The organism is Fructobacillus papyriferae, assembly GCF_018437225.1.
Lineage (GTDB): Bacteria > Bacillota > Bacilli > Lactobacillales > Lactobacillaceae > Fructobacillus > Fructobacillus papyriferae.
Genome location: NZ_JAAMFI010000004.1, coordinates 39,877 through 54,607, shown reverse-complemented (window position 1 = coordinate 54,607; position 14,731 = coordinate 39,877). Strand labels below are relative to the sequence as shown.

11 protein-coding genes and 2 pseudogenes are annotated in these 14,731 nt (G+C 40.0%); 1 reads left to right on the top strand and 12 read right to left on the bottom strand.

Going from position 1 to position 14,731, the window contains the following annotated elements:
• Window positions 1-26: 26 nt before the first annotated feature.
• The gene (locus G6R27_RS06005; protein ID WP_213820168.1) at window positions 27-956 is read left to right on the top strand and encodes a site-specific integrase; all 930 of its coding nucleotides are present in this window, start codon (window positions 27-29) and stop codon (window positions 954-956) included.
• Between the two features lie 44 nt (window positions 957-1,000).
• Here the strand turns inward: G6R27_RS06005 and G6R27_RS06375 are convergent, their stop codons facing one another.
• The 12 genes and pseudogenes from G6R27_RS06375 to rplM all read right to left on the bottom strand — a co-directional run bounded on the left by G6R27_RS06375 (window position 1,001) and on the right by rplM (window position 14,566).
• Window positions 1,001-1,429, bottom strand: coding sequence for a hypothetical protein (locus G6R27_RS06375; RefSeq protein ID WP_230791204.1), 429 nt, complete (start codon window positions 1,427-1,429; stop codon window positions 1,001-1,003).
• A 15-nt stretch (window positions 1,430-1,444) separates the two neighbouring features.
• On the bottom strand, window positions 1,445-1,927 hold the full coding sequence (locus tag G6R27_RS05995) for a Panacea domain-containing protein (protein ID WP_213820167.1): 483 nt from the start codon (window positions 1,925-1,927) through the stop codon (window positions 1,445-1,447).
• A 181-nt stretch (window positions 1,928-2,108) separates the two neighbouring features.
• Window positions 2,109-2,567 (bottom strand): annotated as a pseudogene (locus tag G6R27_RS05990) (restriction endonuclease subunit S); the annotation flags it as partial.
• A gap of 194 nt (window positions 2,568-2,761) precedes the next feature.
• Window positions 2,762-3,247 (bottom strand): annotated as a pseudogene (locus G6R27_RS05985) (restriction endonuclease subunit S); the annotation flags it as partial.
• A 184-nt stretch (window positions 3,248-3,431) separates the two neighbouring features.
• On the bottom strand, window positions 3,432-4,559 hold the full coding sequence (locus tag G6R27_RS05980) for a restriction endonuclease subunit S (protein WP_213820165.1): 1,128 nt from the start codon (window positions 4,557-4,559) through the stop codon (window positions 3,432-3,434).
• Window positions 4,556-6,199, bottom strand: a complete 1,644-nt coding sequence (locus G6R27_RS05975) for a type I restriction-modification system subunit M (RefSeq protein WP_213820164.1) — start codon at window positions 6,197-6,199, stop codon at window positions 4,556-4,558. The genes G6R27_RS05980 and G6R27_RS05975 overlap by 4 nt, the downstream gene beginning before the upstream one ends.
• Before the next feature lie 27 nt (window positions 6,200-6,226).
• The gene (locus G6R27_RS05970; RefSeq protein ID WP_230791206.1) at window positions 6,227-9,358 is read right to left on the bottom strand and encodes a type I restriction endonuclease subunit R; all 3,132 of its coding nucleotides are present in this window, start codon (window positions 9,356-9,358) and stop codon (window positions 6,227-6,229) included.
• 210 nt (window positions 9,359-9,568) lie between these two features.
• Window positions 9,569-10,072 carry a hypothetical protein gene (locus tag G6R27_RS05965; protein ID WP_213820163.1) on the bottom strand — a complete coding sequence of 168 codons (504 nt, stop codon included), beginning with the start codon at window positions 10,070-10,072 and terminating at the stop codon, window positions 9,569-9,571.
• A gap of 370 nt (window positions 10,073-10,442) precedes the next feature.
• Window positions 10,443-11,105: an AbiU2 domain-containing protein gene (locus tag G6R27_RS05960; protein ID WP_213820162.1), complete on the bottom strand. Its 663-nt coding sequence runs from the start codon at window positions 11,103-11,105 to the stop codon at window positions 10,443-10,445.
• Window positions 11,106-11,124: 19 nt separating this feature from the next.
• A complete protein-coding gene (locus tag G6R27_RS05955) occupies window positions 11,125-12,693 on the bottom strand; it encodes a hypothetical protein (protein ID WP_213820161.1) in 1,569 nt (522 codons plus the stop codon).
• A 1,016-nt stretch (window positions 12,694-13,709) separates the two neighbouring features.
• Window positions 13,710-14,105: a 30S ribosomal protein S9 gene (gene rpsI / locus G6R27_RS05950; RefSeq protein WP_213820160.1), complete on the bottom strand. Its 396-nt coding sequence runs from the start codon at window positions 14,103-14,105 to the stop codon at window positions 13,710-13,712.
• 17 nt (window positions 14,106-14,122) lie between these two features.
• Window positions 14,123-14,566: a 50S ribosomal protein L13 gene (rplM, locus tag G6R27_RS05945; protein ID WP_213820159.1), complete on the bottom strand. Its 444-nt coding sequence runs from the start codon at window positions 14,564-14,566 to the stop codon at window positions 14,123-14,125.
• Window positions 14,567-14,731 lie beyond the last annotated feature (165 nt).

Sequence of the window (14,731 nt, the reverse complement as noted above, 5' to 3'; positions counted from 1 at the left end):
TAAATGATGAAAGGACACTCCAACCCATGCCACATCCTAATCCCGATGAACTCTTCCATCGTTACTACAAACGCTGGATTACCATGTATAAAGAAGGCGCCATCCGCAAAGTCACCATGAACAAATACCTGATGACGCACCAATGGGTAATTAAGCTCGCTCTCAAATTGAAAGTGGGCGATCTCACCCGGATCACGTATCAGCAATTACTAAACGATTACGCTGATGGCCACGAACGACAAACTGTTATGGATTTTCATCATCAGTTAAAGGGCGCTATTCTTGACGCTGTCGATGACGGGTTAATCGAGCGTGATCCTACTCGAAAAGCGATTATTAAAGGTCGCACCCCACGGCCCAAAAAACCAAAGTATCTTAACCAATTTGAACTACATACGTTACTTACCGAGCTTGACCTCAGCACAGATGTTAACTGGGATTGGTTTATCTTGCTCATCGCGAAAACTGGCATGCGTTTTTCTGAAGCACTCGCTCTCACACCAAATGATTTCGATTTTGCTCATCAAATGCTGACGATTGATAAAACCTGGAACTACAAAGAAGATGGCGGATTTCTGCCCACTAAAAACCAATCGTCTGTTCGCAAAATCCAAATCGACTGGCAAACTGTCATTCAGTTCTCCGAGCTTGTCAAAAACCTTCCCGAAAACGAACCGATCTTTGTTCAAAATCAAAACAAAATTTATAATTCCACCGTTAACAACTTACTCAGTCGTCACTGTGAAAAAGCCGGCGTGCCAACCATCTCCATTCATGGTCTTCGTCATACGCACGCATCACTCTTATTATTCGCAGGTGTTTCGATTGCCAGTGTGGCCCGCAGGCTCGGTCACGCTTCCATGACCACCACCCAAAAGACTTACTTGCACATCATCCAAGAGCTCGAAAATCAAGACGTCGATCTGGTCATGCGATCTTTATCCGGTCTAAGCTGATTGATGGCAAGCAAAAAACGCCTGGTTCATAAACCAAGCGTTTTTTAATGATCATACAAGTCAAATTTCGTGTCCACAGCTAGAACATAAAACAAATTACCATTCATCTTACCGATCAGCCGCCCCTTATCGCTTATACGTACAACACAAAACTTATCATCACATTCCCTTTCACGCTCAGTGTTGGAAAATTCTGTGAGTGTGATTGAATGTTTTAATTCATCAATGAATTCGACCCCTTGTTCTTTTGATCGATTCAAGATGTAAATCAAATGTTCAGAAGACAACTTTTCAATCGAATGAAACAAGGGCTTATAAAGACCTTTCTCTAATTTAGTAAAGTTATATTTCTTATCACTCGTTAGAAAGGAAAAATTAAATACTATTCGCTCGCTGTGAGTAACTCGTTGATTAATCAGAACCTTGGAGGAGTCGTTCGTTTTCTTTCCACTAAGCTCAATCTTTTTCGTCATCACTTTTCCTCACTTTTAAGCAAGAATGTGCTTATTAAAATAATCTTTAATGAGTCGTGGACTAATCACCGAGCTTTGTTTTGTTTCCTTCCATGGCGTCTCGTGATGCGTCATGTTCATGAGATCAATTGCACTCTTGTCGCCATATTGCACCATAACCGCAGATAGTACAGATACAGCATCGTCATCTTTAGCGACCAATTGAAAATCATCCAAATCTGTATCGCTCAGTGTACGTCCACTATCAAAAGGAACAATCTCCTTTTGGCCCTTATACTTAGCATGCACGCTTTCAACTGCCGGACCGTACTTCCAGCAAACAATATCATCGGAAAACAGCTTGCGATCATAAGCTGCTAACATGACCCCCTGTGCATAATAAAGCAGTTTCATTACCTTCATCTGAGAAAGTGGCTCGACCATTTCCTTATGCTGCATGTCCGCATAATTCGTAGCTCGGAACCAATTAGTAACTTGTAAAGCAGTGTATTCAGCCATCGTTGCGATTCTCCCTTCGATTAACAGCATAACGGCTGTCATTTGATAAATTATTCAACGCGTCAGTTCTTCTGAAGTAAATATACTACATATTTCTCGACCCGTCATTATTTATGGTTAATTAGGGCAGACCATATTCGCGTTCTAAATAACTCCGATACAACTTAGGAAAGCAATTCTATTACTGATGAAGAGTAATAATATTATCTAATCTATTAAGCAGTCTATTTAGCTGCTTCATTTCAAGGACGTCATTAGGTTTAAAAAGAATGTACCCTTTCACTTTTTTAGCATTTAAATTAGATTGAGTACCCGTAGAAACTAGTCGATCCCATTCCTTATTAAAATTAGCCTTTTTCAAATTTTGGAAAACAAAATCGCGAATCGTTGGGTCATCAAAAACCATATTATAAAAAGCCTGCGACGTTGCTGAGTTTATCTTTAGTATTGCAACCTTTCCAACAGAAGCATACATTGCTAAACTAACGCTTCCAGCAGGAACCTTCCACGCAGCAGAATTAATAAGCCCCTTTTCGCTAATATGTTTCTCAGTTTCATAGATAAAATTTCCTGACTTTGTTAAATCAGAAATACTAAGAAATGGAATGTTCCCCTCATAATATTCTTTTTGCGCAGCTCTTGGCGTTCCACCAGAACCGCCTTTATTAAATAACTGTACTAACTTACGCTGTTCCCAAGAGTCAACTAGTCAATAAAGAATAAAGAGCAATATGATCGATTATTATTTAGAACATAACGTAATATAAATCTTAATTTTATTTATTAATACATTCCGTTGATATTTGTATGAATCTCTTTTGTTCTATCTTCAGACTACTGATGAAGAGTAATAGTATCATCAATATTCTTAATAATTAAAGCAATTCGTTCTTGCTCTTCCACACTAGGCACATCAATGCAAAATTTTTCAAACGCAGACTTATTGATAATTGCCGTAGCTGTTTGCCCTGCAAGGGCTTTAAATTTAGCAGTATTTTTCAGCATTGACGATAATATAAAATACGAATCATTATGTTTTGGAATTATAGCATTTATCTGTTGATTAAATGCTGCAGGTACTTCATTAATCGTATTTTTCCCAATAGAGGCAATGCTAGTGATCAGTACAGAATTTGCAGGCAGAATACGTGCTTTTTCCCATCCTTGATTACTTAAATGACGTAAAGAATTATTTGTTTTTAAAGATGAGATATCCGAAGGTGTTATCCAAACCCTTCCGGCTGTTCCATCGACCCAGTCACTCTTATCGGAGGTTGGTGGAGTATTCCCGGTAAGCACTTCACCTAAACTTCCCAACTTACGCTGTTCCCAAACAGCACAAAAAAAGAACCGATAATGAGTACTATCAGTTCTATATTTAGATTATTCTATTAAATTCAGTACTATGAAAACAAATTCAGTTATTGAATACTAAAAAAATATTCTGAAAAATCATGGAAATCAAATTGAAAAACAGTCTACATATTTCAAACCATTTTCGGTTTTATATAAACATTTTTTGAAGCATCGCTTTCTTTAATAACTCAAGCTTTTCAAGCTTACGTTGATGAAGAGTAATTGTTTGGTTTAACATATCAAATAGATTACCAATCTCTACAGATTCCTCTTTTTTTTGCGGGTAAATTCCAGACACGCCTTTTAAAATAGAAAAATGCCGTTTATATCCCTGTTGTTCGGGTCTATTTTTCTCTAATAACGCATACAAAAAATTACCAGATAAATTTAAAGCTTCTAGAACCTTTACACCATCCGTAGCCAGTAAAAATGGATGTTTTGGTTGGTATATAGACACAGTATGATCGCCAAACAACACAACATCGTTATAGTCCGTAAATGGTTCTTTATCAGAATATCCAGCAACTGGATTATCTCCCTGCTGAATTACCTTATATTTCCCAGATATTTCACTTTCGGTAATATACTCTTTTGATTTCTTTACGTTCAGAATCTCGCCCAACTTACGCTGTTCCCAATCGTCCGCAAAACCAGCGAATCTCCACTCAGGATTTTGTTCGCCATTTTTTGGGAAAAGTTTTTGCAGCAATAACTTCTTATAGTCATTCAACTCATCCAATTTACGCCGATGAAGAGTAATGAGTTGATCAGCATTCAAAATCATTTTTCCAATAACCTCTGATTCATCATATGATGGAATGCTAAACACTTCTTGGGACACAGTTTTCCAATCCGATCGAGGCATTTTTGTACCTGATGTTTGATTGGCTGTTGTTTGATATTTATCCGACTGAACAAGGGAGTATAAGAAAGAACTGCTAATATCTTTCGTACTCAAAACCCACCAATCGCCCACAGCAACACCTGAAAAGTCAGCAAGTAGCCAATTTTTTAGGTAAGGACGTAGCTTCCCAAATAGTACATTACCAGAAAAAAATGCAATTCCCCTTTTACTGTCCTTTCTCTTCAATTCATAGTCAGGTACTAGTTTTCCTGCCCCAGAAACAACATCTTCATATTCAACATTTAAAGTAGATTCCCTAGTCTTCATGTTTCTACTAGCAAAACTATCAAACTTACGCTGTTCCCAATCGTCCGTAAAGCCAGTGAAGCGAATGCCAGGGACCATTTTTTTGTTTGCTTTTGGATCACTCATTTCAGCACCTGCTTGATCAAGTCAAGCGTCTTCTGACTTTCAGAATCTGTAGCCACAAGGTTGTCCATTTGTTCATTAATTTTTTGGGTGAGCGAAGCGATTTCAGAATCGATTTCTTGCATGTCTTTAAGAAGTGCTTCGGCATCGACAGGTGCTTCTTCTTCAAACGTGTCTACATAGCGGGGAATATTCAAGTTGAAGTCGTTTTCTTGAATCTCATCTTGGTTGGCGACGTGGGCATATTTGTCGACATCTTCACGTTTTTGGTAAGTATCGATGATTTTATCGACATCTTCATCACGCAAAATGTTCTGTTTCTTGCCTTTTTCGAAGTCGTTTGAGGCATCAATAAAGAAGACATCTTTGTTGGTCCGGTTCTTCTTGAAGACCAAAACGACTGTTGGAATGCCCGTTGAGAAAAAGATACCTTCTGGCAGACCAATGACGGCATCCAGATAGTTCTTCTCGATGATGGCTTGGCGAATCATCCCTTCAGCTGCACCACGGAAGAGCACCCCGTGAGGCAAAACAATAGCCATCGTTCCTTCACGATCCAAGTGGTAAAGAGCGTGCAAGACAAAGGCATAATCCGCCTTGGTCTTGGGGGCCAATTTCCCGTAGTCCTTAAAACGAGGGTCCTTCATCTTATTATCGTTGTTGTCCCACTTAGCAGAATAAGGAGGGTTCGCAACAACAGCGTCGAAGGTAACCGGTTGCGCGATGCCATTTTCTTCCCTAGATGGCCAATCATCTTCCAAAGTATCCGCATTACGCAAATCCATGTTTTGATAATCCACACCGTGCATCATCAAATTCATACGTGCCAGGTTATAAGTCGTCGTGTTCAGTTCCTGACCTTCGAAAGAGACGCGGCCCTTCTCATGCCCGTTCTTCAATTGGTCTTGCACCGTCAGCAAGAGCGAACCAGATCCCATAGCCGGATCGTAAACAGAGAACTGCCCATCGGCTTTGGCGTTCAAGGTGACTAATTTAGCCAAAATTTTCGACACTTGGTGTGGCGTGTAGAATTCTCCTGCTTTCTTACCGGAATTTCCAGCAAATTCCGCGATCAGATATTCGTAGACATCCCCCAAAATGTCGTGACCATTTTCGTCTTGATAATCGAAGGTATCGACAGATTCAACAACAGCACCCAATGACTTAGCACGAGCTGCCGTTGTGTTTCCCAGACGAGAATTCCCAAAGTTCATGTCCGCAAAGATTTCAGAGAAATCCTCTTGAGCTGACTTGTTCAATTGCGCATTCTTATTGAATTCATCAAACATGTCTTGGTAGTCGGATGGCTTGATATCCCCATTGTGAACCTTGTTCACGATCGTCTTCCAAGTAAAGTTCGGTTCGATGGCATAACCTAAGTTACGGGCAATATCTTCCACGTAATCGTTCAGGTCATCCCCTTTGGCTTCACGAAGATAAGCGTCGTTAACACTTTCACCTTCTTCTGGTTCCAAGATGTTTTCGTTGACTAAGTATTGTTCTTGGTGTTCTGAGAGATAACGATAAAACATGAATCCGAGAATATAATTTCGGAACTCAGAGGCATCGAGGTTCCCCCGAAGATCGTTGGCCATTGCCCATAATTGGCTGGTAATGGACCGGGCACTCTTTTCTTCAGACATGGTTGTCTCCTTCAATCATAAAACTCATTAATATTCGTCCACAAAGGTATCTGCGAACTTGGTAAAGGCGGTACTAAAGGCGTTTCGATACTTAATTTTCTTCAAGCTCTTCACTTCCGGATCGGTTGCTAATTCAGCATAGTTGGCCTGACCGTTTTGGCGTAAATCGTCCAACTGCCCCATCGTATTCAAATCGTCCTTGCCCTTTTGGTGCTCGTCCAAGACCTTTTGAATTTCGGCAACCTTGGCATCCAGTCCCCATTGGTTGATGAATTGGCGGATTTGCGCACGTTTTGACACATTTTCTGAATCCTGTAACAAGGAATCAACATCATCCGCCTGTACTGGGTATTCGCCAGCTTGCATTTCGCCACTGTGCAAGCCAAAGGCCGTGCGTTCGATACGCTTGGCGTACTTCTGATCCTCCAACTGCTTCGTTTGCTTCTTGATGTCCTCGTAAGTCTTTTGTGCCTTTTCGTGTTCGCCATCGTGGATCTGGTTGGCCAAGTCAGCCAGCAATTCCTTTAGATAATCGTAGTCGACTTTGACATCAGAAATGTGGGTCATTTGCAGGTCAAGATCGAGAACGTCGTAATCTTCGCCCGTCTTTTCCGCCACTTCTTTTGTCACTTGGGTCTTCAATGAACCTGTCAGTGTGCGTTCCTGTTCTTCCGTCATGCCTAGATCCGCTAACAAAGCTTCTGGCTGATCGTAATCGTATTCAGTATACTGCTTTAGCTGATTGACATGGCGATTATACTGGCGCAATTTAGTCAGCATATCCTTCTGATCATTTAGGCCATTTGGAATATCTCGGAATTCTGAAGTGAGCTCGCGTAGTTCCTCAACAATTTCGGACGTTTCAGAAAGCACTTCTTCGAAGGAGTGGGCCAAAACATCGGACCCAGTATCATCTCCGCTTTCAGTACCAACCGTATTATCAATATTTGCTGAATCCTTATTCGAATAAAGCGCCAATGCCTCATTCATCACCTGCTTGGATAATTCTGGCCAACGGTAGTTGATGACCAAACCGTACGGCTTGGTCGTGTTGTTCTCAATGCGGTTCGTCCGCGAGTATGCCTGAATCAGGTTAGCACCCTTCAAGGTACGGTCAACGTAAAGCGTGTTCATCTTAGGCGCATCGAATCCCGTCAACATCCGATCGATGACGATGACCAGATCCAAGACCTTGCCATCCCCCGACGAGCGATTCAGGTGGGAAGCAACATCGGCCGTGTATTCGTCGACGTTGTCTTCGCCAAAACGGCCACCGAACATCTTCGAATAATCATCCATAGCTTCGCGCAGGTCGCGGTTATTCTCGTTCATGTTGTCGTTGTTCGTCGTGTTCAATGAGAAGGTAATCGCAATGTTCAGTTTGCGCTTTAACTTGGGATTATCTTCCGTGTTTTGCTTCTTGAATTCACGATAATATTTCATGGCCAAAGGCACGGAAGGCTTCGTACCCGAAGCATGGGTCGTGAAAAGAGCATTGTAACGGTAATCCGCGGAACGATTTTGCCAGTGCTCCAAGATTTCGGAAACAACTTCCTGAACGTGCTGGTCATTGTTGTCGTATATATCCGGTTCGACCGCTTCATCGATATCAGCAGCCGTCATCGTGTCAATTTTTTCTTGGATCTTGCTTTGGTCCCAGTCGGGATATTTGGCTGAATAATACTTTGGTAGGTATTCTTCCTTCACCGTCTTCTCAGGCAAAGTCGTACGGAACTCAACATTAAAGCCAAGGACGTTGTGGTCAGCGATAGCCTGCCGAATTGTGTAAGAATGGAGAACATCCCCGAAGATGTCCTTCGTGCTGGGGTTCTTTTCAAACATTGGCGTTCCAGTGTAGCCAACCCAGGCGGCATTCTTGAAGAACTTGCGAGCCTTTTCGAATCCTTCGCCACCCGTTGAACGGTGGGCTTCATCAACCACAAAGAGAATGTTTTTGTCGAATTTGTCTCGTTCGTCAGCGTAGCGTTCAGCCAAGATGTTCATCTTCTGGTTAGAAGTGACGATGATCCCCTTCACATCTTTAGACAAGAGTTTTTTTCTTAAATCCTTCACGTTAGCTGTGTCAGAAACCACCGATGTACGACTTTCGGATGTCGAATCAGGATCGAAAGCCGTATATTGTGACGTCGTCTGGTCGGTCAACGCAATTCGATCGACCATGAAGATCACTTTGTCGACATTTGGTTTACGAGAAGCCAACCAGGCGGCTTTGAAAGAAGAGATTGTTTTTCCAGAACCTGTCGTATGCCAGACATAACCAAGTTTCGGATCATCAATACCAAAATGATGACGCTCTACTTTTTCAAGGACGCGTTTCGTGGCATAGACCTGATACGAACGCATGACCTTAAGCATCTCACGTCCTTTAGTACCGTCTAAGACCATGTAATTTGTGGCCATCTGGTGAGCCATAGGAATTGACAGGAAGGCGTTCGTAAATTCCTTCCAGTCGTTCACACGAGAGTTGTCATCTTCACGCTGCCATCGGAAGGCAAAATCTTTATTGAATTTGTCAGCAGTCGCCGCTGCCATATACTGAATATCAGATTCAGTCATCGCAATCAAAATCTGCACCATTGAGAAAATGTCGGAATATTGGCCTTCTTCCGTGTATTTTTCCATTTGGTTCAACGCTTCTGATGCAGGTTTTGAATTGATTTTTTCTTCAATTTGAATGATTGGCAAACCATTAATTAGCAAAGTCGTATCAAATCGACGGTTTTCACGTCCAGCCTTGACTGCTGGCCGTTGAATTTGGTTCACAATTTGGTAGACGGTATTGCCAGCACCAATTTGTGATGAATCAAAAACGTCTAAAAAGACATGTCCTTCATCATTGTCCAAGTCCACTTCGACTTGAGAAACACCGTTCGACCCATATAAGAATTGACCAGCTTGATAGGGCGTCTTATTTCGTATAATAGTTTGTTTTACTTGCTTAAATTCTTGTTCAGAAAGCGGGCGAGAAAGCTTTTGGTTATTTTGTTCCAAAATCTTTTTGAAGTTTTCCCAAAGTTGCTCGGTTGTCTTTATTTCTGGTACGTATTGCCATTGCTTGGTTCCACCCATTTGCTGCATGTAAGCAATTAATTGGTCTTCAAAGGCTAATTCTCGTTGCTCTTCTGAAATGCTGGCCATTGGTCCGCGTGCTCCCCTTTTTCCTCAATAAACTACGATGATTTTCGTATAAATTAAGTGTGTACTTTCTTCTCTAAAAAGAACAATTATAAGGGATATTATACGCTTGATGGCCTCTTGTGTAAAAATTCATTTAAAAGTTTGGCGTTGCAAAAAGAGCCACGCACAAGGCGCGGCTCTTTTCCTTTATAATTCCTACGACTCTTTCAACTAACCACACCCTATGGCAAAGTGCGTTCCGGCTTCCCCGTAGTGATATGCTTGCGTTCGGATAACATCTTCCAGCCAAAGTTTCTGGTAAAACGCAATATTAGTCCCCTCGTATCCGAAAAGCCCCGTTGTACGATCAATCCAAGCAGAGCTATCATCGCGGCTTGGATCATAGTTAATCGCGTATTTTAACATCTCATCATCATCTTGAACTTTAGTAAACGAGACAAAGAAAAAAGGGCATCCATTTATTTCCGACTTCCGAGGTTGACCAATTGTAAAATGCTTTTCTCTGTCTTTACTATCATTCTCGAAAACAGCAAGAATTATTTTCTTAATTTTATCAGGCGATAGATTTGTGAATGTCTCATCTTCATAACCGGAATACTGGTATTCGCCACTCTCTTTATCAATTGTGGCCACACCTGTTTCGGCATTATAAAAAGTCACTCTATAGACTCGCTTCAATACATTGTCCAATATTTCGTCGAATATCGCTTGCATGCCCTTCTCCCTGAAAGGTAATCATTGTCTGTTCACTCATTATACCAAAGAGAGAAGCCAGAACCTGAACAGGCACCGGCTTCTCCTCTTTTTTAAACATCATCCCATCTACATACATTTCAGTGGATGGCTTGGTCATGAAGAAAATGATGTGATAGAACAACCATGCTCATTTCTTAGTGATACAACCTCTGTTGATTGTTATTTGATCGAGATGAGTATTACACATTGGCAATTTTTTTATGAAACTTTTTCTCGTATCGCGTACATGCTTTGTTTCACCAATCGTAAGCATCTGGTTCAATAGTTGTCATGTGTGTACTCCTCGTTTGTCATTGCTAACGAAATTACTTTATTTAACAAACAAAACTCAATCACCATTTATATCCTCAACCAACCTTTTAATTTCCTGATTATAATCTTTTCGTATTAACTTGAGCTCCTTATTGAACAATACAATGCTAAGTGTGTTAATTATTTCTTCACCAAATTCAACCAATCGCTTAACTTCTTTTGCAGTTATCGGATTTTGATGCTGAAAAGCAATGCTCTCCAGTGCATTTGATATACTTTTATCATTGTGAGCTAATATATTATCACGCACCTTCTTCAAATTATTAATTGGTGTTCCTAGTTTCTCTAATTCTTTATGAAGGTCGAGTAGTTGTTGCTTCAATTCATCTAAGCTTCTGTTTTCATTCGGTATCAGTTTATAGTTTTTAAAATTCTTTTTAGTTAGGAACTTTAGAGAGCGTTCGACTAACCTTGGTAAAGTATGCGAATCTCTATTCTTTACATATAACTTTGCAAGTTCTAACAACAATTGCTTTTGCATTACCTGTTGGGAAAAGCCAAAATAATCACCGTATTTCCGTAAAGCGTTTTCTTTGGCATAATTCGAAACAGCAATAACGTGGCCAAATAATCTAATTGAATTCACAACACTTCGAAATAGCCAATTCATTTCTTCTTCAATTGCATCACGTTCGTCTAGTTGCTGCATCTTTTTTTGCTTGTTGTTATCTAATGCCAAGGGATCACTTCTCTTTCATTCATTTTATTTCATCAAAATCAGATATGATTTCATTGACGAATAAAGCGTTAAAATTAAAAGGCTCCAAAATCTTCTCAACACTATTCGCCTGTTTATACCATTCTAAAATTTGTCCACCATCGTTATCAGAAATCACAATTTTAGCTCCAGGACGAATTATACCTCCATTTTCAACATAATAATGAAATAATCCAATTTCATCCATCGACATTTCTTCAATCCCATTTAGAGTGTCTGAATCGGATCGCCAATTTATGTAGTCATTGAAAAATTCAGGCGTTCGATGCACTAATATCCAAGAAAAAATAACTTGAAAATCAAACATACTCATTACAACATTCAACTGTTCCTCTTCTTGATATTTTTTCTGCTCGTGAGCTAAAGATTGTACATTTTTACCAGTAACAATCAACTTATTAAATTTTTTTATATTTGATGGAATTAATTGTCCATCTCCCTCACAATTCTGATTCAAATAATATTTTCTTTTCTCTTTCAAATCTATCAGCGCACTACTTAATTGACGGTTTGCTTTACCTATATTCTGAATATACTTGTTCTTAAGCACTTTTGCTGGTTGATCTTCAGATGCACTATCAAATTTAATGTCAGCATTTTTCATTTCAATCACAAATGCATACTCATTCCAAAAAAGCATAAAATCATGCTCACCACCATTTGTGACCGTATAAAAATTTTGGATAAGATTGATTGCATTGGATGAACTGTTTTTCAAAGTTTCATTATTAATAATTTCAGAAAAATAGCGTTCGTGCTTATGATCAAATTTCTGTCTTTTCTTATTATTTCCTTTGAAAAACCGTCTCAACCCATTAAATACATAATCAACAATGTTTGTTGACGCCGGCATAAACACAACGTCATTATTAACAATCAAAGGAATAGGCTTAAGAAGTAAAACCGAGTCAATATCACCGGGATACTCCACATTAGAACAATACGTGTAGAATTCTTCTGAAGAGAACATCATGTCTTTTATACCTGGAAATAACAACTCTAACTGGGATATGGGAACTCCTAAAGTTAAAAAATCAGGAAAGACTTCATCCTCAACAAAACGGAAAGTTACACAAGAAGCAATTACTGTTTTTATAAATTTTAACCCCCATGGTGCCCCTATATATTCATTCAATTCCTTTTTAAAATATGAAAAGTATTCTATATACTGTTCCGCTTCCACGTATTCATAATTCAGATGATCTACAAAATAATCTTGGGAACTTGATAACGCTAACCACTGATAATAACTCACAGTTTCATTAACAAGTTCCGATAGATTCTCTTTAAGTTTCATCCTATCTACATGCTCATCTTGCTTTGATTCAAAAGGCATTGAACATATAAAATAACTGAACTCCACTAACACCTTTGAAGAATAGAAGTCTGAAGTTGGTGTGATACTACTTTCCTGAATAATTGAGTTCAAAAATTGAACGCGGTCCTCCATTTTCATCGGAAGGAAATTTTCTTTCAGTTCATCTTTGAAGTTAGAAATTTTATTTTCCATTTCATTTTTTATATTCTCAATAATCTCTTTACCCAACATCCACTCTCACCTCGTCATTTGATTAGAATTATTCATTGATTTAATTATATCAGTAGCCGACCAAATGGCTTGTCGCAAATGAACACCCCCCTTTTTTTCTATATTATTCATAACAGTAGTCTGAACCTGGGAAAATAGTAGTGGCGATAGCTTTACATACGATAAGATTGGTTTAACTTCTGAAGATTTCTCAGGAACGAAGTGCAAGGATCCGATGATCTATTTGAGATCTGAAGGTAACATGTCAAAGTCCTAGATGAGGGGCAGTTAGTTGAGCTCTTTGTTTGATCCTAAGAATACAGATGATATTGAGGCAGAACCCTACGTGTAGATCATTCCGTCTGCCTGGCTATCTTCCCTTTCTCCGCCTATCAACGGTCACTCATCCACGCATTGTCTGTTAGACACGGCTGCTTCATGTCAACTATTAGACATAAAAACCCCCAACCGAAGTTGGGGGGCGCAAGTTGGGTCAAAAAGAAATCGATAACAGAAAAAAGACTTCGTGCATAATCTGTGACAAGCTCCAACTTGCTGCTTATCATTATGCATATTCATGTTATCACAAAGATTGTTTGTGAAAGATACTGCAAGTTTTCTGTTTTCTTACATTCTATTTTCTAAATTACTGGTTTTATTTCGATACCGATTTGTTGAGAAGTACAGAAGAATCGCAATTAACAAGGGCATTTTAGACGTTGCTGGATAGAACAAGCCAGTCCGTTCATATTACTCCGTTCATATTACAATGAGCAAAAAAAACCGTAATTTCATCGTCGAATTTTGTGAAAAAATTCAATTAGTCAATTCGAGAAACGCTTTCTCTTCTAGTTATCAACATCCCCCATTCCACTTATCGACAACCAATGTGGAATTTGTGCACTTATCGACCGACTTATCGACAGCTTGCAGCAGCGATAACCTGTCTGGTGAACAAGGTAGCTCCGACAAACTTTCAGCTAACAAAAAAAGCCTGACCAATTGGTCGGGCTTTTTGTAAAACGGTAATCGAAAGATTAACGCTTTGAGAATTGTGATGCCTTACGGGCCTTCTTAAGACCTGGCTTCTTACGTTCCTTCATACGAGCGTCACGAGTCAAAAGACCAGCTTGCTTCAATGCTGAACGGAAGTCAGGGTCAACCGTCAACAAGGCACGGGCGATACCGTGACGAGTTGCACCGGCTTGACCTGAGAAACCACCACCGTTAACGTTAACGTTAACGTCGTAGTTACCCAACGTATCCGTTGCGTGGAATGGTTGCAAAACAACTTCACGCAAGTTAGGGAAAGGAATGTAGTCTTCGATTGACTTACCATTCATCGTGATAGCACCAGTACCCGGTACCAAACGCACACGAGCAACTGAGTTCTTACGACGACCAGTTCCAATGTATTGTACTGCTTCAGTCATGTTCATGGTCTCCTTTCTTAAACTAACTTGTTGATGTCAAGCACTTCAGGCTTTTGTGCAGCGTGGTTGTGATCGGCTCCAGCGTAAACGTGGAGGTTCAAACCTTGCTTGCGACCCAAAGTCGTCTTAGGCAACATACCCTTGATTGACAATTCCAACAACTTTTCTGGATCGTATTGGCGGTAGTTACCAGCCGTACGTTCCTTCAAGCCACCTGGGTGGTTTGAGTGGTGGTAGTAAATCTTGTCCGTTGCCTTCTTACCAGTAAACTTCACTTCTGAAGCGTTGATAATGATGACGTTGTCACCCATGTCAACGTTTGGCGTGAAAGTAGGCTTGTTCTTACCACGCAAAATCGCAGCAACCACCGTTGACAAACGTCCCAAAACGACGTCCTTTGCATCAATGATGTACCACTTCTTTTCAATTTCGCCTGGCTTTGCTAAAAATGTTGTACGCATAGCGCGCTCCTTTAATTAGTTGTTTACAATGTCTAAGCGTTCCTTCTCAGACGGTTACAATAAGTTTCCGGGGCTTATCGTGAGGTAAACAATACCGACTTACAGTATATAAAATCTAGGACAGGCTGTCAATGTGTTTAGCTGACTTTTGGCAGAAGTTTTTTC